The 19,875-nt window shown below is 61.1% G+C and carries 22 protein-coding genes and 1 tRNA gene; 10 read left to right on the forward strand and 13 right to left on the reverse strand.

Annotated features, from left to right (window positions below; all coding sequences use genetic code 11):
- Positions 1-119: 119 nt before the first annotated feature.
- Positions 120-1,571, reverse strand: coding sequence for an aminoacyl-histidine dipeptidase (locus NQ519_RS00380; RefSeq protein WP_019150050.1), 1,452 nt, complete (start codon positions 1,569-1,571; stop codon positions 120-122).
- A 66-nt stretch (positions 1,572-1,637) separates the two neighbouring features.
- Here NQ519_RS00380 and ispF point away from each other — a divergent pair, with 66 nt between their 5' ends.
- Complete coding sequence (gene ispF, locus NQ519_RS00385) at positions 1,638-2,117, forward strand: 2-C-methyl-D-erythritol 2,4-cyclodiphosphate synthase (protein ID WP_019150049.1); 480 nt, start codon at positions 1,638-1,640, stop codon at positions 2,115-2,117.
- Between the two features lie 104 nt (positions 2,118-2,221).
- On the opposite strand, the gene NQ519_RS00390 is transcribed toward ispF, so the two are convergent.
- From NQ519_RS00390 to NQ519_RS00405, 4 genes are all read right to left on the reverse strand, one after another.
- On the reverse strand, positions 2,222-2,764 hold the full coding sequence (locus tag NQ519_RS00390) for a DUF4251 domain-containing protein (RefSeq protein ID WP_019150048.1): 543 nt from the start codon (positions 2,762-2,764) through the stop codon (positions 2,222-2,224).
- Positions 2,765-2,863: 99 nt separating this feature from the next.
- A complete protein-coding gene (gene uvrA / locus NQ519_RS00395; protein ID WP_019150047.1) occupies positions 2,864-5,680 on the reverse strand; it encodes an excinuclease ABC subunit UvrA in 2,817 nt (938 codons plus the stop codon).
- A 108-nt stretch (positions 5,681-5,788) separates the two neighbouring features.
- Positions 5,789-6,553, reverse strand: a complete 765-nt coding sequence (locus NQ519_RS00400) for a nitrilase-related carbon-nitrogen hydrolase (RefSeq protein WP_019150046.1) — start codon at positions 6,551-6,553, stop codon at positions 5,789-5,791.
- A gap of 5 nt (positions 6,554-6,558) precedes the next feature.
- Complete coding sequence (locus NQ519_RS00405; protein ID WP_019150045.1) at positions 6,559-8,367, reverse strand: CocE/NonD family hydrolase; 1,809 nt, start codon at positions 8,365-8,367, stop codon at positions 6,559-6,561.
- Between the two features lie 170 nt (positions 8,368-8,537).
- Here NQ519_RS00405 and NQ519_RS00410 point away from each other — a divergent pair, with 170 nt between their 5' ends.
- Entirely contained in the window at positions 8,538-9,386 is an 849-nt protein-coding gene (locus NQ519_RS00410; protein WP_019150044.1) for a CvfB family protein, read from the forward strand.
- Positions 9,373-10,137, forward strand: coding sequence for a class I SAM-dependent methyltransferase (locus NQ519_RS00415; RefSeq protein WP_019150043.1), 765 nt, complete (start codon positions 9,373-9,375; stop codon positions 10,135-10,137). The genes NQ519_RS00410 and NQ519_RS00415 overlap by 14 nt, the downstream gene beginning before the upstream one ends.
- A gap of 55 nt (positions 10,138-10,192) precedes the next feature.
- On the opposite strand, the gene NQ519_RS00420 is transcribed toward NQ519_RS00415, so the two are convergent.
- The 4 genes from NQ519_RS00420 to NQ519_RS00435 all read right to left on the reverse strand — a co-directional run bounded on the left by NQ519_RS00420 (position 10,193) and on the right by NQ519_RS00435 (position 12,914).
- The gene (locus tag NQ519_RS00420; protein WP_019150042.1) at positions 10,193-10,414 is read right to left on the reverse strand and encodes a DUF2795 domain-containing protein; all 222 of its coding nucleotides are present in this window, start codon (positions 10,412-10,414) and stop codon (positions 10,193-10,195) included.
- 162 nt (positions 10,415-10,576) lie between these two features.
- Positions 10,577-11,128, reverse strand: coding sequence for a cob(I)yrinic acid a,c-diamide adenosyltransferase (locus tag NQ519_RS00425; protein ID WP_019150041.1), 552 nt, complete (start codon positions 11,126-11,128; stop codon positions 10,577-10,579).
- Positions 11,125-11,637, reverse strand: coding sequence for a hypothetical protein (locus NQ519_RS00430; RefSeq protein ID WP_019150040.1), 513 nt, complete (start codon positions 11,635-11,637; stop codon positions 11,125-11,127). Before NQ519_RS00430 ends, NQ519_RS00425 begins: the two co-directional genes overlap by 4 nt.
- A 5-nt stretch (positions 11,638-11,642) precedes the next feature.
- Positions 11,643-12,914 carry a BaiN/RdsA family NAD(P)/FAD-dependent oxidoreductase gene (locus NQ519_RS00435; RefSeq protein WP_026076376.1) on the reverse strand — a complete coding sequence of 424 codons (1,272 nt, stop codon included), beginning with the start codon at positions 12,912-12,914 and terminating at the stop codon, positions 11,643-11,645.
- A gap of 91 nt (positions 12,915-13,005) precedes the next feature.
- On the opposite strand from NQ519_RS00435, the gene NQ519_RS00440 reads away from it, so the two are divergent.
- From NQ519_RS00440 to NQ519_RS00460, 5 genes are all read left to right on the forward strand, one after another.
- Entirely contained in the window at positions 13,006-13,944 is a 939-nt protein-coding gene (locus NQ519_RS00440; protein WP_019150038.1) for a transcription antitermination protein NusB, read from the forward strand.
- Between the two features lie 12 nt (positions 13,945-13,956).
- The gene (locus NQ519_RS00445; protein WP_019150037.1) at positions 13,957-14,370 is read left to right on the forward strand and encodes a DUF1573 domain-containing protein; all 414 of its coding nucleotides are present in this window, start codon (positions 13,957-13,959) and stop codon (positions 14,368-14,370) included.
- A 76-nt stretch (positions 14,371-14,446) separates the two neighbouring features.
- Entirely contained in the window at positions 14,447-14,767 is a 321-nt protein-coding gene (gene yajC, locus NQ519_RS00450) for a preprotein translocase subunit YajC (RefSeq protein ID WP_044118595.1), read from the forward strand.
- A gap of 73 nt (positions 14,768-14,840) precedes the next feature.
- On the forward strand, positions 14,841-15,089 hold the full coding sequence (locus NQ519_RS00455) for a TIGR03905 family TSCPD domain-containing protein (RefSeq protein WP_019150035.1): 249 nt from the start codon (positions 14,841-14,843) through the stop codon (positions 15,087-15,089).
- A gap of 52 nt (positions 15,090-15,141) precedes the next feature.
- Positions 15,142-15,399 carry a GlsB/YeaQ/YmgE family stress response membrane protein gene (locus tag NQ519_RS00460; RefSeq protein WP_019150034.1) on the forward strand — a complete coding sequence of 86 codons (258 nt, stop codon included), beginning with the start codon at positions 15,142-15,144 and terminating at the stop codon, positions 15,397-15,399.
- Between the two features lie 130 nt (positions 15,400-15,529).
- On the opposite strand, the gene NQ519_RS00465 is transcribed toward NQ519_RS00460, so the two are convergent.
- Positions 15,530-15,600, reverse strand: a tRNA-Gln gene (locus NQ519_RS00465).
- Positions 15,601-15,743: 143 nt separating this feature from the next.
- Between NQ519_RS00465 and nhaD the strand changes: the two genes are divergently transcribed.
- Positions 15,744-17,090 carry a sodium:proton antiporter NhaD gene (nhaD, locus tag NQ519_RS00470; RefSeq protein WP_019150033.1) on the forward strand — a complete coding sequence of 449 codons (1,347 nt, stop codon included), beginning with the start codon at positions 15,744-15,746 and terminating at the stop codon, positions 17,088-17,090.
- Positions 17,091-17,126: 36 nt separating this feature from the next.
- On the opposite strand, the gene NQ519_RS00475 is transcribed toward nhaD, so the two are convergent.
- Together NQ519_RS00475 and NQ519_RS00480 are read right to left on the reverse strand one after the other, a co-directional pair.
- The gene (locus tag NQ519_RS00475) at positions 17,127-17,954 is read right to left on the reverse strand and encodes a VanW family protein (protein WP_026076374.1); all 828 of its coding nucleotides are present in this window, start codon (positions 17,952-17,954) and stop codon (positions 17,127-17,129) included.
- A 2-nt stretch (positions 17,955-17,956) separates the two neighbouring features.
- Positions 17,957-18,331: a thioesterase family protein gene (locus NQ519_RS00480; RefSeq protein WP_019150031.1), complete on the reverse strand. Its 375-nt coding sequence runs from the start codon at positions 18,329-18,331 to the stop codon at positions 17,957-17,959.
- Between the two features lie 160 nt (positions 18,332-18,491).
- On the opposite strand from NQ519_RS00480, the gene NQ519_RS00485 reads away from it, so the two are divergent.
- A complete protein-coding gene (locus NQ519_RS00485) occupies positions 18,492-19,070 on the forward strand; it encodes a DUF4294 domain-containing protein (protein ID WP_019150030.1) in 579 nt (192 codons plus the stop codon).
- Positions 19,071-19,076: 6 nt separating this feature from the next.
- Here the strand turns inward: NQ519_RS00485 and NQ519_RS00490 are convergent, their stop codons facing one another.
- The gene (locus NQ519_RS00490; RefSeq protein ID WP_019150029.1) at positions 19,077-19,826 is read right to left on the reverse strand and encodes a hypothetical protein; all 750 of its coding nucleotides are present in this window, start codon (positions 19,824-19,826) and stop codon (positions 19,077-19,079) included.
- Between the last annotated feature and the right edge of the window lie 49 nt (positions 19,827-19,875).

Consider the following 19,875-nt stretch of genomic DNA (forward strand, 5'->3'; position numbering starts at 1 on the left):
GTTATTCAGCGCGGCGTGGAGGGGGGGGGAAATTAACGATGCGACCACGCTAAAAAACGCAGTCAACAGCCATCTGATCCGTGTCGGGAAAGACCCCATTGCACAAAATTGAGCGGTGGTTACAGACTTTTCAGCGTCTCGCAAAGCAGGTCCCAGAACTTGGGAACCGTGGCGATCTCCAGCCGCTCGTCGGGCGAATGTACGCCGCGGAGCGTCGGGCCGAAGGAAACCATCTCCAGGTCGGGGTATTTTTCGAGGAACAGTCCGCATTCCAGTCCGGCGTGGATCGCGCGGACCTTGGGCTCGGTGTGGAACAGCCGTTTGTAGGCTTCGACCGTGACCTCCAGCAGCCGCGACTGCGGATTGGGAGCCCAGCCGGGATAGCCGTCGGAATGGGCCACATCGGCACCCGCCAGCGCGAAGACCGACTCGACCATCTGCATCACATAGGTCTTGGCACTCTCGACCGACGACCGCTGCGACGAGGTGACGACGATGCGGTTGCCGTCGGCGAATTTCACCGACGCGAGGTTCGTGGAGGTCTCGACCAGTCCCGGAACGGCGAACGACATGGCGATGACGCCGTTGGGCACGCCCACGATCGAATAGACCAGCGCGAACTGCGTCCGCGCGTCGAGGACCTCCTCCACCTGCGGCATCTCGTTGAGGGTGATCCGGAAATTGGGTTCGCGGAAGCGGAACTCGGCTTCGAGGTCCGCGGCAAACAGGTTATAACGTTTCACGAACTCCCCTTTAAGTCTGGCGGGGATGCCGAAAATGGCGTAAGCCTCGCGGGGAATGGCATTGCGGAGGTTTCCGCCGTTGAAGTAGCTCAGTTTCAGCTCGCACGACTGCATGCCGTCCCACAGCAGGCGCGCCACGGTCTTGTTCGAGTTGACGCGGCCCTTGTCGATGTCGTCGCCCGAGTGTCCGCCCTGCAGGTCCGAGACATCGACGCGGAAGAAGGCGTAATTCTTCGGCGCAGGCTCCATCGTGTAGTGGAACGTGGCGATGGTGTCGATGCCGCCCGCACAGCCGATGAAGATCTCGCCCTCGTCCTCCGAATCGAGATTGACGAGATATTTGCCCGTGAGCATCCCCTCGCCCAGCTCGAACGCGCCCGTGAGGCCCGTCTCCTCGTCGACGGTGAACAGCGCTTCGAGGGGTCCGTGCTCCACCGACTCGTCGAGCAGCACGGCCAGCGCAGCGGCCATGCCGATGCCGCAGTCGGCTCCCAGCGTCGTGCCCTCGGCCCTGACCCACCCGCCGTCGATGCGCGTGCGGATGGGATCGTTGTCGAAATCGAACTCCACGTCGGAGTTCTTTTCGCAGACCATGTCCATGTGCGACTGGAGAATCACTGCGGGACGCTCCTCGAAACCCGGCGTGGCAGGTTTGCGCATCACGACGTTGCCGATGGCGTCCTTCTTGTACTCGATATGGTGTTTTTTTGCGAAGTCGACCAGGAAGTCGATGATCTTGCCCTCCTTTTTCGAAGGACGCGGAACGCGCGTGATGGCGTCGAACTGTTCCCACACGAGGCGGGGCTCCAGCGAGGTAATTTCTGACATAGGCATTTGCATTTTTGCAAAGTTAGGAAAAATCCGTAACTTTGACAATATAAAATACGGAAACCGATGGATTTCAGAATAGGACACGGATACGACGTACACGCCCTGGCCGACGGCCTGCCGTTGGTGCTCGGCGGCATAGAGATCGCGCACACGAAAGGATGCGTCGCCCATTCGGACGGCGATGTGGTGATCCACGCCTTGTGCGACGCCCTGCTGGGCGCTGCGGCGCTGGGCGACATCGGACTGCATTTCCCCGACACGTCGGACGAGTTCAGGGGCATCGACTCGAAGATACTGCTGCGGAAAGTCGCGGCGCTGCTGCGTGAGAAAGGCTATGAGATCGGAAACGTGGACTGCACGATCCGCGCACAGCGGCCCAAACTGCGGCCGCACATCGACGCCATGCGCACCGCGATGGCCGAAGCGATGGGCGTAGACGGCGACCGGGTGTCGGTCAAAGCCACGACCACGGAACAGCTGGGCTTCGAGGGACGGGAGGAGGGCATCTCCGTCTCCGCCGTGGCGCTGATCTACAAAAAATAGGCTGCGAGAACCCGCACGAACGAGAAAGGGTGCCTGCGAGAACCCGCACGAACGAGAAAGGGTGCCTGCGGGCACCCTTTCTCAATCCGGCCGAAAACGGCGGGTCAATACAACTGCGAAATCGAACCCGAATACTGCACGGGGCTGTACCACGGATTGGTGATCGTGAGGTTGGCGCCGCCCGTACGGGAGAATATCTCGAAGGTGAAAGTGTAGGTCGAAGCCGAGAACAACGATGTCGAGAAGGTCACCATCCATCCTTCGTGGGTCTGCTCGGTGGTGTAGCCCTGCACGTCGGGCACCGTATAGTTGATGACCGTCACGTAGTAAGGCGGCACGTATCCCTTGATATAGGGCAGGCAGATGTCGATCGTGCCGTCCCAGACGCCGACGTTGAACGCGGGGTTCATGATCTGACGCATGGGACCTGCCGGCTGACGCTGCATGGTCGAGGGATTGAACTGGAAGTTGCGCGACAGCACGAGCGAGTCCATGAACTTCTCGTAGTTGGCGATGCGTTCCGCACGGCGTTTCTCGCGCACCTCGCGGCGCTCCTCTTTGGGCGACAGGATCTTCTTCTGTCCGATCACGGTGAAGGCCGTTGCGGCAAGCAGCAGCCCCAAGACGATAATGACTGTTTTTTTCATAGCACATAAGGTTTGTTACGGCTATGAAAACAAAATCCGTACCGAAATGCAGAATGCCGCGAAAAGAGTCGATTCGTGCTGTCGGAGGGTCCGTATGGTTTACAACCCGATCTTTTTAAGGAACTGCCCCGTGTAGCTGCGTTCGCACTGCGCGATCTCGTGCGGTGTCCCCGCGGCGATGATCTCACCGCCGGCGGCCCCGCCCTCGGGACCTATATCTATAATATGGTCGGCGACCTTCACGACATCGAGGTTGTGCTCGATGACGATCACCGTGTTGCCGCGATCGACGAGTTTGTTCAACACCTCCAGCAGCAGACGGATGTCCTCGAAATGGAGCCCCGTCGTGGGCTCGTCCAAGATGTAGAGCGTGCGCCCCGTGTCGCGCTTCGACAGCTCCGAGGAGAGTTTGATGCGCTGGCTCTCGCCGCCCGACAGCGTCGTGCAGGGCTGCCCGAGCGTCAGGTAGCCGAGGCCCACCTCCTGAATCGCCTTGAGTTTCTGATGGATATTGGGAATATTCTCGAAAAACTCCACGGCCATGTTGACCGTCATGTTCAGCACGTCGTCGATATTCTTGCCCTTGTATCTCACCTCGAGCGTCTCGCGGTTGTAGCGGTGGCCGCCGCACGCCTTGCAGCGCACGTAAACGTCGGGCAGGAAATTCATCTCGATCGTCTGCACGCCCGCGCCCCGGCACTCCTCGCAGCGGCCGCCCTTGACGTTGAACGAGAAACGCCCCGCCTTGAAGCCGCGGATCTGGGCGTCGGGGGTCATTTCGAACAGCTTGCGGATGTCGGCGAAGACGTTCGAATAAGTCGCGGGATTCGACCGCGGAGTGCGCCCGATGGGCGACTGGTCCACGACCACCAGTTTGTCGATGCGGTCGATGCCCTCGGCCGAATCGTACTCCAGCGGCTGATCGAAGGAGCGGTAGAGCGCCTTCGAAAGGATCGGCCGCAGGGTTTCGTTGACCAGCGTCGATTTGCCCGAACCGCTGACGCCCGTCACACAGATGAACTTGCCCAGCGGAAATTCCGCCGTGACATTCTTGAGATTGTTGCCCCGGGCCCCGCGGATCACGATGCTCCCGCCCGTGCCCTTGCGCAGCGTTTCGGGAATCCCGATCCGCCGGCGTCCCGTGAGGTAATCGGCGGTGATGGTGTCCGATTTCAGAATGTCATCGAAAGTTCCGGCGGCGACGATATTGCCGCCCTTGCGGCCCGCGCGGGGCCCCACATCGACGATGAAATCGGCGGCGCGCATCATGTCCTCGTCGTGCTCGACGACGATCACCGAGTTGCCCGCGTCGCGCAGCTCTTCGAGACTGCGGATCAGCCGCTGGTTGTCGCGCTGGTGCAGGCCGATCGAGGGCTCGTCGAGGATGTAGAGCACGTTGACGAGCTTCGACCCGATCTGCGTGGCGAGGCGGATGCGCTGGCTCTCGCCGCCCGACAGCGAGCGCGACGAACGCGCCAGCGACAGGTAACCCAGCCCCACGTCCATCAGGAAGCGCAGGCGCTCGCGGATCTCCTTGACGATCTCCTGGGCGATCTTCCACTCCTTTTCCGTCATCTGTTCGCGGATCGTGGGCACCCACTCCGAAAACTCCGCGATGGACATGGCCGAGACCTCGGCGATATTCTTGCCGGCGACGCGGAACTGCAAAGCCTCCTTTTTGAGGCGCGTGCCGTTGCAGACCGAACATTTGCGGTAGACGAGGAACTGGTCGCGCCACTTCTGGCCGCGTTTCGAATCGTCGTCCTCGGTGCGGCCGATATACTCGGCGACACCCTCCCACGAAAGGAACTGCCGTCCGCCCGGGGAGCTGAACTCCGAAAGATCGACCGTCAGCGGTTCGGAATCGCCGTACAGCACGGCGTTCAGCGCCTCCTCGGAAAAGCTCTCGACGGGGTCGTCCAGCGTGAAATCGTAGCGGCGGCCCAGCATCTCGAGGATGGCGAAGAGCATGTTGTTGCGGTACTTGCCCAGCGGCTCGACGGCCCCGTCGCGCAGCGAAAGCCGGGTGTCGGGGATGATCTTCCCGATGTCGAACACCGCCTCCTCGCCCAGTCCGTTGCAATGGGGGCAGGCGCCCTTCGGGGAGTTGAACGAAAAGGTGTGGGGCGCAGGGTCCTCGAAAGCCATGCCTGTCGAGGGGCACATCAGGTGGCGCGAATAGAAGCGCTGCTGTTCGGTGCCGTAGTCGTAGACGGCCATCGTTCCCTTGCCCTGCCGCATCGACTCCTTCAGCGAGGTCATCAGCCGCTCGCGGGATTCGTCGTTCACTAACAGACGGTCCACCACCAGGTCGATGGTGTGTATCTTGTAACGGTCGAGACGCATCCCGGAGGATATTTCGCGGATCTCGCCGTCGATGCGGGCGTAGATGTAGCCCTTCTTGGCCAGCGATTCGAACAGTTCGCGGTAGTGGCCCTTGCGGCCCTTCACCACGGGGGCCATCAGGGCGATCTTGCGCCCGGCGAAACCCGTGAGGATCAGATCGGCGATCTGGTCGTCGGAATAGTGGACCATCTCCTCGCCCGTGACGGGCGAATAGGCCCGCGACGCCCGCGCATAGAGGAGGCGCAGGAAGTCGTTGATCTCGGTGACGGTGCCTACCGTCGAACGGGGATTCTTGTTGGTGGTCTTCTGCTCGATGGCCACCACGGGGCTCAGTCCCGTGATCTTGTCCACGTCGGGACGCTCCATCGTCCCCACGAACTGCCGGGCATAGGTCGAGAGCGTCTCCATATAGCGGCGCTGTCCCTCGGCATAGATCGTGTCGAAGGCCAGCGACGATTTGCCCGAACCCGAAAGCCCGGTGATGACCACCAGTTTGCGGCGCGGGATTTCGAGGTCCACGTTCCGGAGGTTGTGGACCCGGGCGCCGAGTATTTTGATCGTATCTTCCATTGTCCTCAGAAAACGTACCGGAGGCCCCTTTTATTGAGTGCACAGGGAATCCGGCGCGAAAAGTGCGTAAAGATACGACATTTGCGCCTGAAAAACAAGCCGGGCGAATCACATTCGAATCAGGAAATCGTCGGCATCCCTCCAAGCGGGGAATTTGCAGCGGAAAGCCTCCAGCGCATCGGCGTCGAACGCCGCGAAGAGCGTCTGCTCACGGTCGCCGGCCTCGGCCATCGTGCGGCCTTTGAAATCGACGAGGAGCGAATCCCCGGCGTAATGCCCCGAGGGGTCGTCCCCCACCCGATTCACCCCCGCGACGTAGCATTGGTTCTCGACAGCCCGGGCGTGCAGCAGCGTCCGCCACGCCTCGCGCCGCGACGCGGGCCACGAAGCGCAGCACAGGATGGCGTCGTAATCCCCGCGGCAGCGGCTCCAAACCGGGAACCGTAGGTCATAGCAGACGAGCAGCAGAAACCGGAAACCCCGGTATTCGACCACCACGCGGTCGCTGCCGGGCGTGTAGTTCCGGGCTTCGCCGCCGGGCGCGAACAGATGGCGTTTGTCATAGCGGGCGCACCCGCCGTCGGGCGTCACGAAATACATCCGGTTGAAGAAGCGGCCCCCTTCGGCGACGGCGACGCTGCCCGCGACGGCCTTGCCGTACTGCACGGCCCAGCGGCGCAAGGCCGTGACGACCTCCCCGCCGGGGGCTTCGGCGACCGGGGCGGGATCGAGCGTGAAGCCCGTGGCGAACAGCTCGGGCAGCACCACCACGTCGGCATCGACACCGGCCACCAACGGCTCCAGCCGGGCGAGGTTCTGCGCAGGCTGTTCCCACGCGATGTCGGTCTGACAGAGAGCGATACGCAACTGCATCGGAATCAGAGTTTGTGGACGGAGATGAACGAAGCACGGTCGCGCTGGTGGAAGAGCGTCACCCGGCAAGGCACGAAATCCGACGCCGCACAGCTCCACAAATCCACGAATTGCTGGGGACTGCGCTCCATGAGCGGAAACCACGAACTCTGCACCTGCACCATGATGCGGTGTCCAGCACGGAACGTATGGGCGATGTCCGGCATGCGCAGCCGCACGCACTCGGGTTTGCCCGGCGAAAAGGCTTTCGGGCGTGCGAATCCGTCGCGGTAGCGTCCCCGCACGGCATCGCCCCGCACGAGCATCTGTGTCCCGGCCTCGCCGCCGCCGTCGGGGAAGCAGTCGATCAGCTTCACGACGAAATCGGCGTCCGAGGTCGATAGCGCCGCTTCGAGCGTCGCCTCGACGGGTCCCACGAGGGTCATATCCTCCGCAAGAGGTTCGGTTACGAAGGTCAGCACGTCCTTGCGGCCCGCGAGGAACCGCTGGTCGGCGACCATATACTCTTTGGGCCGCCCGAGACCCGGAGTTTCGAGGTACGGCACGGGATCGGCCGGATCGGACAGATAGCCCGTCGAAGAGTTCCTGGCCGCGGGTTTCTCCGTCGTGAGGCGGCCTCCGTCGGCCAGGTAGAAGGTCATCCGGCGGGTCCCGGCGGGCGTCCAGCGGCCGAACGCATGCCAGCGGTCGTCGCCCGAGGAGAAGACCGCCACGGGCGGCAGCCGATCGACCGTATCGCGGGCCCAAAGGTGGCAGTCGAAGAACGGCACCTCGAAATGCTCCATGTAATAGCGTCCGGAAGCCTCCTCGCCGAAGTCGAAGTCCCCGAGCCTGCGGCCGTCGCCGCGCCATGCCCCGTGAGACCACGGCCCCACGACCAGATGCACCGGAGTCTGCGCGCTCTGCCGCACCACGGCCCGGTAGAGGTTCCACGCCCCGTAGCAATCCTCGGCGTCGTAGGTGCCGCCCACGACGAGCATCGCCGGGCGGATGTTGTAGCACGCCCGGCGCGTGTCGCGGGCCCGCCACCACTCGTCGTAGTCGGGGTGTCCGGACATCTCCTCCCAAAAGGCGTTGGGAGCCAGCAGCGTCGTCAGGTCGGCCCGCGTCGGGTGTTCCAGAAAGAACGTGCGGTCATCGGGCGAAAAGGTCAGTTCGCGCCGGGGCATCCGGTCCGTCGGCGTGTGTCCCGAAGGGGTGTTCATCGAATTGAGGAACCGCACGGCGTCGCTCAGCATCAGGATGCCGTTGTGGTGCACGTCGTCACCCATGTACCAGTCGGTCACGGGCGCCTGCGGAGAGACGGCCTTCACCGCAGGGTGACCGCTCAGGGCCCCCATCAGGGCGTAGAAGCCCGGATAGGAGCTGCCCGCGAACCCGACGCGGCCGTTGTTGCCGGGGATGTGCTTCACGAGCCACTCCACCGTGTCGTAGCTGTCCGTGGCCTCGTCCACGTCGCCGAAGCCCACCGGACGGACGTGCATGAACTCGCCCTCGCTCATGTAACGCCCCCGCACGTCCTGCTGGACGATGATATAGCCGCGATCGACATAGCTCCGCAGGTAGCCTTTTTCGAGCCCGGCGGGGAATGCGTCCGCGCCGTAGGGCCCCGTGCCGTAAGGCGTGCGGAAAATGATGATCGGGGCGCGCCCCGGGGCCTTGGGGGTATAGACCGAGGTGTGGAGGCGCACGCTGTCGCGCATGGCGATACGGTATTCGGCCTTGTCGTAGAGCGTGCTGACAGGCTGGGCGCATGCGGCGGCGGCAGCCAGCAGTCCGCCCCAGAGCAGCGGCAGGAATCGGCGGAAATTCATGGCGGGATCGTTTTCTGTTTCCGGTAAAGATAGCCTTTTTCCGGTCAAAACGCAAAAAGAGAGGCCCAAGCCGCGACAAAAGCGCGATTTCTTCCGACCGGCAGGACTGCAATGTTTGGATTCGGGCGAAAATAAACGTACTTTTGCACCGTATCTCTCAACAAACGACAATGCTCAGAGCAGGACGCACACAAACCCTCACCGTAAGCCGCATATCGGAATACGGACTATACCTCGCGGACGAGGAACAGAACGAAGTTCTGCTGCCCAACCGCTACACCTCGCTGACCGACAAGGTCGGCGACCGGAAAGAGGTGTTTCTCTACCACGACTCCGAAGACCGGCTGGTGGCCACGACCGAAACGCCGCTGCTGCGCGCCGGAGAGGCGGGCTTCCTGCGCGTGGTGGACAAGACGGCCCACGGGGCTTTTCTCGACTGGGGGCTCCACGGCAAGGACCTCTTCCTCCCGAACCGCAACCAGCAGGGCGGCATCTTGGCCGGGCACAGCTATGTCGTCTACCTCTACGAAGACAGCATCACGGGCCGCTGCGTGGCCACGACCAAACTCAAGGGCTTCATCAACAACGATCTGATCTCGGTGAAACCCCGCGAGGAAGTTTCGCTGCTCGTCGCCTCGGAAAGCGAGATCGGCTACCGCGTGATCGTCAACAACCGCCATTGGGGCATGATCTACCGCAACCAGATCTTCCGTCCGGTGGCCGTCGGCGACCGCCTGACGGGCTACGTCCGCCGCATCACCGAGGACAACCGCATCGACGTAAGCCTCCAGCAGGCCGGATTCGCGCAGGTGAAGGACTCGGCGCAAACGCTGCTCCGGCTGGTCCGCGACAACGGCGGATTCCTCCCCTTGAACGACGACAGCGCCCCGGAGGAGGTGGTGCGGCTGACGCAGATGAGCAAGAAGGTCTTCAAGCGTTCGCTGGGAATGCTCCTGAAACGCGGCGAAGTCGAGGTCGATGAAAAGGGAATAAAGAGCAAGACCCATGACGAAGATTAACACCGCAGAGCGCGTGTCGGCGGAGGCTTCCGACAATTTCGTATTCCAACGCTCGCTGCTGGCCTACCACGCCGCAGCGGAACGCATCGCGGGCGACGTGCTCGAAATCGGCACGGGAAGCGGCTACGGCATCGAAGTCGTGGCGCCGCGTGCCCGGCGGTTCGTCACCGTGGACAAGCACGTCCCGGCGCCGGAACTGCTGCAACTGCCCAATGTCGAATTCCGGCAGGCCGAAGTGCCGCCGCTGGATTTTCCCGACGGGAGTTTCGACTGCGTGATTTCGTTCCAGGTGATCGAACATATCCGGCGCGACGGCGATTTCGTGCGCGAGATCGCCCGGGTGCTGCGTCCGGGCGGACGTTTCATCGTGACGACCCCCAACGCACCGATGTCGCTGACACGCAATCCGTGGCACGTGCGCGAATACACGGCCGAAGAACTCCGGAGGCTCCTCGCCGGGAGTTTTTCCACGGTCGAGACCCTCGGGGTGTTCGGAGATGAAAAAGTGATGGATTATTACGAAGAGAACCGCCGCAGCGTCCGCCGCATCACGCGGTTCGACGTTCTGGACCTCCAGCACCGCCTACCGCGCCGCCTGCTGCAACTGCCCTACGACCTGCTGAACCGCCTCAACCGCCGCAGGCTCCTCCGTCAGAACACCGATCTGACGACCTCGATCCGGATGGACGACTACCGTATCGGTCCGGTCGGGGTGAATTGTTTCGACTTGTTCTACATCGCCACGAAATAGCGGACAGCACAAGCCTGTCAATAAAAAAATGCGGAGCCCGAACTCCGCATTTTCATTAGTATTCCTCCTCGTTGAAGAAAAAGTCGTCTTTCGAAGGATAGTCGGGCCAGATGTCTTCGATGGATTCGTAGATCTCGCCTTCGTCTTCTATCTCCTGCAAGTTCTCGAGCACCTCGAGCGGCGCTCCCGAACGCACCGCGTAGTCGATCAACTCCTCTTTGGTGGCAGGCCAGGGGGCGTCTTCGAGCTTAGAAGCCAGTTCAAGTGTCCAATACATAGTCACAAAGTTTTTAAGTTCCCAAATATCAACCGGTTAAAAGCCCGGCAGGGCTCTCGACCCAGTATGACTGATTTGCAAAAGTATAAAAAAATCGAGAAAAACAAAGAAAAAACGACAAAACATCGTTACTGCACACGCATACTTTTGCAAATCAACGGATTAAGGAATCCACAAAACCTCCTTCACCTCATAATGAGCCGTCAGCGTGCGTCCGAGCAGGTAGAAATAGTCCGAAAGACGGTTCAGCCAAACCAGCACCGACGGTTCGACGCCGTATTTCGCATCGGCCCGAAGCGCCGCGCGTTCCGAACGCCGGCAGACGGTGCGACAGACATGGCACAGCGACACGGCAGTATGCCCGCCGGGGATCGTGAATTTGTCGATGGGCTGCAACGCCTCCTGCATGGCGTCGATGCGCCCTTCGAGCCACGTGACGACCGCAGGGTCCAGCGGAGCCACCTTGCCGCGCCCCGACTCGCCCGTCGCCAGCAGGGCTTCGACGGTCATCAGCCGCGAAAGAATGCGGTTCAAATCATCGACGCAAGCCGCTAATGCGTCGTCTGCGCGCAGGTTGTCGGCCAGCAGGGCCGTGAAAGCCGCCAGTTCGTCCACCGAGCCGTAAGCCTCGACCCGCTCGTCGGTCTTGAAGACCCGCTCGCCGCCGATCAGCGAAGTGGTCCCTTTGTCGCCTGTCTTGGTGTATACCTTCATATCCGAAAGTGTTGTTTTGGCAAATGGTTGTTGAAAATCAGCAGGTAACCGCGGTTATCGACCGTCGTCGAACGGTGCTGCGCAACGATCTGGGCGCATAGAGCCTGCCGCACGCGACCGTCGTAAGGCGACATCACGGCCACGGTGTGTCCCGCTTCGCCCGCCTCGCGCACCAGCGCCAGCGTCTCGGCCCGCGACCTGTCGCGCGTCACCACGCACAACTCCGCATCCGCACGATTCAGGCCAAAGGTCTTGTAACCGCAGTGGATCGCCAGGTTTTGCAGCTGTCCGGCACGACGCCGGGATACGCCCGCAGCCGTCAGGGAGTCGTAAACCGTCCGGTCGCCCGGAAGCAGCCCGTCGTGCATGAACACCTCGCGCACGATGTCGTAGACAAACGGCGAATGCACCCCGTGCCCGCGGAAATAACGGGCGCGGGAGAGCCGGTTGCGCAGCTCTGCGACCCGTCCGGAGAGCCGGAGCGAAAGAGGATAGCGGCCGAGCCTCATGGTACCTATTTCTTGAGCATACCGGCCAGACGCCCCGTCGAAAAGGCGATCTGGAGGTTGTAACCGCCCGTGTTGGCATCGAGGTCGAGCACCTCGCCGGCGAAATAGAGCCCCCTGACCTTCAGCGACTCCATCGTATAGGGATTCACCTCGTCGCACCGCACGCCGCCGGCCGTCGTGACGGCGTATTCGAACGGCGCATAGTCCGTGATCGGAAAGGTCAGCCCCTTGAGCGTCCGCACGAGGCGCGTGATCTGCTCTTCGGTGAGTTTGCCGACATAGCATTTCGAATGGATGTCCATCTCCTGCGCCAGCGGCATCACCAGCGGTTTGGGAACCAGCTTGCGCAGCAGTTCGCCGAAGAACTCCGTCGGTTCCAGCCCGGCCAGCTCGCGGGCGATGCGGTCGCGCAAAACCTCCTCCGTAAGCGCGGGTTTCAGGTCGAGCGTCAGCTTCACCCGCCGGCCGTCGATCAGGGCGTCCACCGCATCGCGGCTCATGCGCAGCGCCACGGCGCCCTCGATGCCGCGGTCGGAAAAGCCGATCTCGCCGAACTCCTCGCGCACGGGTTCATTGTCTATATATAAGGTGGCGCGCACGTTGCGCAGCAACACCTTGTCGAGGTAACGGATCTGGGCGTGCGACGAAACGAGCGGCGTCAGCGACGGGCGCAGCGGCTCGATCGTATGGCCCAGGTCGGCGGCGAAGGCATAGCCGTCGCCCGTCGATCCGGTCGCGGGATACGACACGCCGCCCGTGGCGAGGATCACCTGCGCGCACTCCTCCTTGCGTTCGAAACCCCGCTTGTTGATATATTTCACGCCGAAGACCCGGTTTCCGAGGGTCATGATCTCCGTGACGCGCGTGTCGTAGATGATCTTGACGCCGTTTTCGAAGCAGTATTCCAGCAGGGCGTTGGCGATGTCCCACGCCTTGCCGCTCTTGGGGAAAACCCGCTCGCCGCGCTCGATTTCGAGCTTCACGCCCGCGCGTTCGAAAAACCGGATCGTCGCACGGTTGTTGAACTCGGCGAACGCCTGCGCGAAAAAGTCGGCGTTAGTGCGCACCTGCTCCGCAAACTCCTCGGCGGGCCGGGCGTTGGTGACGTTGCAGCGGCCTTTGCCGGTGATGCGGACCTTGCGGCCCGACTTCTCCATCTTTTCGATCAGCAGCACACGGCGCCCGTTGCGCGCCGCGGTGCCTGCGGCCATCATGCCCGCGGCGCCCGCCCCGACGACGATAACGTCATACGGCTGTCTTTCTTCCATTTGTTCCATACGGGTGCAAAGATAGGGATTTATTTCTTTCATTCCGGAAAAAATTCCTATCTTTGCGGCCGTTGAAACCGTTCCAATCGTTCTAAAAGATATGTTGAGCAGAAGATTACTTCGTATAAAGGTCGTCAAGGCGCTGTTCGCCCACCTCAAGTCGGGCGCCGACAACATGATCGCGTCGGAAAAGACGCTCATGGCATCCGTGGACAAAGCCTACGACCTCTATTTCCAGATACTGACCCTTCCCGTGGAGATCGCACGCTATGCCGAACAGCGTCAGGAACTGGCCAAGCAGAAGAAACTGCCGACATTCGAGGACCTCAACCCCAACACCAAATTCGTAGACAACGCCGTGATCCGCACCATCGCCAACAGCGACGCGGTGAACGACCATATCGCCGCCCGCAAGCTGGGCTGGGCGAAATATCCCGAGCTGATCCGCACGCTCTACACGCAGCTCACCGAGAGCGACTATTACAAGAATTACATGCAGCGCGAAGAGCGCCCGTTCGACGAAGACAAAAAACTGCTGGAGGATTTCTTCAAGGAGCTCCAGAGCTGCGAGGCGCTGGACGACGTGCTGGAAGAGATGTCGATCCTGTGGAGCGACGACCTCCCCTATATCATCATGATGATCCTGCGCACGCTGTCGGGACTGCGCGTGTCGCACACCGAACTGCGGGTTCCCCCGAAATTCAAGAGCGACGAGGACCCGGCGTTCGTCAAGACGCTGTTCGAAAAGTCGCTGGTCAACTACTCGACCTATCAGGACTACATCGAAAAGTTCACCTCGAACTGGGATGTCGAGCGCATCGTCTTCATGGACAACCTCATCATCGGCACGGCGATGGCCGAGCTGACCTCGTTCCCGTCGATCCCCGTGAAGGTGACGCTCGACGAGTGGATCGAAATCTCGAAATACTACTCCACCCCCGGCAGCAGCACCTTCATCAACGGCGTGCTGGACAAGATCGTCGAGTCGCTCACCGCCGAGGGAAGCATCAAGAAAGCGGGCCGCGGCCTGATCGAATAACCCCTTTCAAGTATGTTCCGCGCGTTGGCCATCCTCGTCCCGGCCCTCCTGACGGCAGCCTGCGGCACACGGCCTCAGACGACCGAACGCAAAGGCCGAATCATCGCGCTTACGGATTCGATTCTCACCGCGGGAGGCACCGACACCGTGCGTTTCGGACGCCTCGGCTCGGGCGAGATCGCCCAGCTGCGAATCTGGCTGGCCAACGACGCAAGTCGTCCGGTAGCCGTCGCCTCCTACCGCCGCAGCTGCGGATGCACGTCCCTCGAATTTGATTCCCAGCCCATTGCGCCGGGAGACGCCCGGCAAGTGACGCTCACTTTCGATTCGCGCGGCGAATGGGGCTGGCAGCTCAAGACTTTGGACATCTCGCTGGCGGGCGCACAGCAGCCCCTGCGGCTGTTGGTGGAAGCGGACATAAAATAAATCCTTGTTTATTCGGCAATAATTCGTACCTTTATGCCGTTCACTGAAATAAACACTTAAAAACAGAATAACAATTATGATCAATTTTCTTCAGGGTGCGCCCATAGAACCCCAGCCGGGTTTCATGCAGCAGTACAGTTTCATCATTATGATCGGCCTCATGGTGCTGGTTCTCTGGCTCTTCATGTGGCGTCCCGAGGCCAAGCGCCGCAAGCAGATGCAGGAGTTCCGCAACGGTCTGAAAAAGGGTGACAAGATCATCACCGCCGGCGGTATCTACGGCGTCGTAAAGGAGATCAAGGAGACCACCCTGCTGATCGAGGTTGACGGCAACGTCACGCTGCGCATCGACAAGAACATGGTCGTAGCCGACAATTCGGACCTCCAGCGCCAATAGGAGTCGCCGACATATTACGAAGAGCTGCAATGCCTTGCAGCTCTTTTCGTTTCTTTCGTCACACGGATAGCTTATGATACGTAAAATAACCCACGCCTGCGAGGGAACCTGCTCGCGGCAGATCGAGATCGAAGTGGAGGACGGCATCGTCCGCAGCGTCGCATTCACGGGCGGCTGTCACGGCAATCAACAGGGCATTGCGGCGCTCGTGCGGGGAATGAAGGCCGCGGAGGCCGTGGCCCGGCTCGAAGGCATCGACTGCCGGGGCCGGGGCACCTCGTGTCCCGATCAGCTGGCAAAAGCGCTGAAAAAGGCTTTGTGAACGGTTCGGGAACGAATTTTGCAGCGGGTCGTGCGTTCTAAAACGCACGACTATGTATTTTCTATGGTATTTGCTCCTCGGCCTGGCGGCCGGATGGATCGCCAACCTGATCGTCAAGGGAGGCAGCTCGGGACTCTTCGTCAACCTGATCGTCGGACTTATCGGCGGCGTACTGGGAGGCTGGATATTCTCGCTTTTCGGATGGGTGCCCGTAGGCACGCTGGGCAGCCTGGCCACGGCCGTCATCGGCTCGGTCGTCCTGCTGTGGATCGCGGCGCTCGTCTCGCACCGCAAGGTACGCGAACAGTGATTTCATGTTGCGGCGTACGCCTTCGGAGATACGATAAAAACGGATGCGGTAACCTGCGCAAACGCATTACCGCATCCGTTTTTATTGAGCCTTGCGGCTTTTGCCGCAGCGTCTACTACCGCTGCGGTCGTTGAGCTGCCGGGATTCGAACCCAGAACGACAGAACCAAAATCTGCTGTGTTACCATTACACCACAGCTCAAACATTCGCTCGAAAGCGACGGCAAAGATATACAAAAAATCGCAAAATCCAATCCAAAAAACAAAAAATGCCCCTTCCGGCAACTCCGGCCTCCGGTATTTTATTAACTTTGCAATTATCGGAACTTCAATGATGCGCACAGAATGATAACGACAATGATTCTGCTCTTCGTGGTGGGCTATCTGTTCATCGCGCTCGAACACAAGACGAAAATCGACAAATCGGCCGTCGCGCTGCTCATGGCGGGAGCCATCTGGACCGTTTTCAGCCTTCTGGGCAACGATCCCGAAATCCAGCACGAACTGGTCGATCAGCTGGGCGACACCTGCGAGATACTGGTCTTCCTGATCGGCGCCATGACCATCGTGGACCTGATCGACAGCTACGGGGGATTCGGCGTCATCACCGACCACATCACCACACGCAACAAGCGCAAGCTGATGTGGCTGCTCGCAATCATCACCTTCTTCATGTCGGCCGCGCTGGACAACATGACCACCACGATCATCATGGTCATGCTGCTACGGCGGCTGATCGCCAACAAAAAGGAGCGGTGGATATTCGCCAGCGTGATCGTCATCGCCGCCAACAGCGGCGGCGCCTGGTCGCCCATCGGCGACGTGACGACCATCATGCTGTGGATGCGCGGCAACGTCACGGCCGGAAATCTGATCGCCGCCCTCTTCCTGCCGTGCCTGGTGTCGGTGATCATCCCCACGGCCATCGCCAGCCGCTACGTCGCCGACAGGCCGGCGGCTCCGGTCGGCGCCAGGGCCCTCGCAACGGGATGTCCCGAGTGTATCGGGCCGCGTCTGCGCAAGTTCATCCTCGTCGTGGGCGTGCTGAGCCTGCTGTTCGTGCCGGTCTTCAAGAGCCTCACCGGACTGCCGCCCTACATGGGCATGATGGTTTCGCTGGGATTCATGTGGATACTGACCGAGATCATCTACGACCGCAAACGCAGCATCCGCAACATGGAGGAGTCGATCCAGCCGCGCGTGGCAAAGGTGCTGAAACACATCGACATGCCGACGATCCTCTTCTTCCTCGGCATCCTGATGGCCGTAGGAGCCCTGCAAACCGGAGGCGTGCTGACCGACATGGCCGACTGGCTGGACAAGAGCGTACACGAGGTGTTCACCATCGCAGGGGCTATCGGCCTGCTCTCGTCGGTGGTGGACAACGTGCCGCTGGTGGCCGCCTGCATGGGCATGTACCCCGTAGCCGACGCCGCTGCGGTGGCTGCGAGCGCCGATCCGGCCTTCGCGCAGAACTTCGTGCAGGACGGACTGTTCTGGCACCTGCTGACCTACTGCGCCGGCGTGGGCGGAAGCCTGCTGATCATCGGTTCGGCGGCGGGCGTCGTGGCGATGGGGCTCGAAAAGATCTCGTTCGGATGGTATCTCAAACGCATCTCGCTGCTGGCCCTGGCCGGTTATGCGGCGGGCATCGCGGTGATCTGGCTCGAACACCTGATCGTCGGACTTTAAGCGAAAAGAGCGGGGCTGCGGCCCCGCTTCTTCGTTTCACGGCTTTCCGGTCGTTTCGGAGAGGAACGGCGAATACATCATCAATGCGTCGTTGCGGGTAATGTACTGCACATCCACACAGCGGCCCTCGGTGTCGTAAACCTCGCGGAAAAGTTCGTTGTGGCGACTGTAACCGCCCCACCATTCGCTCTTCATGCAGTGGCCGCGCTCGACGACGCGGTAGGCGAACTCCGGACGCCGGTCGGCCCGCCACTCCCCTTCGAGGCACTCCTCACCCACGGTGACGTGGAGCCGGAAAGTAGTCTGCGTGTCGTTGCGGATCATCAGGTCGCGGTAGGGATAGACACACGTGGCTCCGCTGCCGAAAGGCTGCGTGCGGCCGCTGTCGGGAAACACGTCATAGGAGTGGCGGTAGCGTTCCACGACGGTCAGGGGCGTGTGGAGCGTCATCCAGAAGATCAGGTTCGACAGCTGACACAAGCCTCCCCCGACGCCCGGGCGGAAGGTTCCGCAGAAGAGGACGATGCCGTCGAGATACCCTTTGCGGCGCGTCGGACGCCCGATCAGCCGCCAATAGCTGAACGTTTCGCCGGGACGCAGGACCACGCCGTCGAGACATGCGGCGGCCAGGCGGAGGTTGACGATCTTGTTGTACTGGTATTGCATGTCCACGTCTTTCAGCTTGCGCAGAAGCGGCGTGCGGTGGCGAAAATGCAGGTGGGGACACCCCGGAGCCGAGGCTTTCCGGGCGAAGCGCAGTCCGCCGAAGTACCACATTCCATAACGCAGGAACGTATACCAAAGGCGGCCGCACCAAAGGCGCAGCCGCGAACGTTTCAGCGGTCGGGGCGCGGACTGGTCCACGGTCAGCCGAGTTTGGCCATGAACTTCGCGCGGTCCACGACGTAACGGATGTGGATGCCCTCGCCGATCATCCCCTCGGCGTCGCGGGCCCCGACGTTGAAGGTCAGCTTGCGGCCCTCTACCTCGGTCAGCACGGCCGTGGCGGTGATCTCCGCCCCGAGCCCCGAGGGTTTGATGTGCGTGACGTTCATCTCGGCGCCGACGGTGGTCGAGCCTTCGGGCAGCTCGGAAGCCACGGCCGTCATCGCGGCGTTCTCCATCAGCGCCACCATCGCGGGCGTGGCGAATACGTCGAGGTCGCCCGAACCCATCGCGGCGGCCGTATTGCCCGGGACCACGGTCGCGGCACTGCGGGCGGAAAGTCCTTTTTCAAGCATAATAATCGTTTTACGGGTTTCGTTCTTGCGATAAATAATTACCTTTGTCGCAAAGATAGTGCAAGCCGGGAGCAGAGCCAAATCCATTTGAGCCATGCCGAGGCGACGCCTATCCAAGCGAAAGTTTATCTTTCGCAAAGGTACGATTTTTCCGCCGACAATGAAAAAATGGCTGTTTCTGCTCGCTGTCCTATGCGTCGCCGCGCTCCCCGAGGCGCAGGCGCAGGGCGGGCGCGGCTTTTGGCATCAGGAGTGGACGGTCGAGAGGGGCGATTCGATCCCGCTGGTCCACATCCTGCCGGTCTATGTCTTCAGCCGTCCGGTGGACCTGCGGCGCTACCGCCGGCTGGTGGACGCCGTGAAGAAGGTCTACCCCATTGCCAAGATCGCCCGGGCCAAGATGGCGACGATGGAGGCGGAGCTCACGCGCCTGCCGACCAAGAAGGCGCAGAAAGAGTATATCAAGCAGGTTTACCACGAGATCAAGGAGGAGTACACCCCCGTGCTGAAACGCATGACCCGCACGCAGGGCCGCGTGCTGCTGAAACTCATCGACCGCGAAACGGAATACACGGCCTACGAGGTGCTGAAGGAGTTCCGGGGCGGCTTCGTGGCGGGATTCTGGCAGGGCGTCTCGAAAATCTTCGGTCAGGACCTCAAATCGCAGTACGACAAGGACGGCGAGGACCGGATGATCGAACAGATCGTCATTTATTACGAAGCCGGGCTGCTACGGTAAAATCCCCTAAAAATTGAACGACAAACCGACGCCCAGCCCGAAATAGGAGCGCGAAGGGCGGAACTCTCCGGCCCGGAAATTATCGGTCAGATAGCAATGATAGGTGAAATCGCCGAAGAGGTTGAACCGCCAGATCGGAATAATCAGCCGTACACCTGCGTCGAACGTGCAGGAAAAACGCTGCCGGACCGTATAGGGTCTCCAGGAGGAATCGGTCGTCGAATATCCATCGGTCGTGAAAGGCCCGCACATCAGTCCCGGAGTGAAACCCGCATGGACCTCGAACGCCGAAGGGAGAATGGCCAGCAACACGGTCAGGAATGTAGAGCCTGCATCCGCGCTCCGACCGCCGGAATAACCCCCGGAGGAATCGGTATAATAACCGTTGTAATAATTGTTCTGCACGCTCCGTTCCCGGCTGTCACGCCGCCAGGCCGACGCGATGCGCCCGGTCCGCCAGGTGAATTGCAGCGGCACGGAGAAATAGTTCTCGGCGTCCTCGTCGAAGAAGACGTTCAGCCCCGTCCTGAATCCGATGTTGTAGAAATTGTAACGGGCGTAATCGATCGAAAAAGCCTGCAATTCGGGTCCCTGCCCGCTGCCCGCATAGATTTGCGCCCCGTAGCGCACGCCCAGTTCGTTGTCGAAAGTCTTCGGGACGGACGACATTTCCCGTTCGCCGGGATAAACAAGGGTTTGGGCCGCAGCCGGTCCGGCCACGACGGCGCACAGCAGCGCCGCAAAGAGTTTTTTCATTCGAAGGAGTGTTGGTTCCCGGTAAATGTATGCCTTTTATATAGAATAA

It is taken from the genome of Alistipes senegalensis JC50 (assembly GCF_025145645.1).
Classification (GTDB): Bacteria; Bacteroidota; Bacteroidia; order Bacteroidales; family Rikenellaceae; genus Alistipes; species Alistipes senegalensis.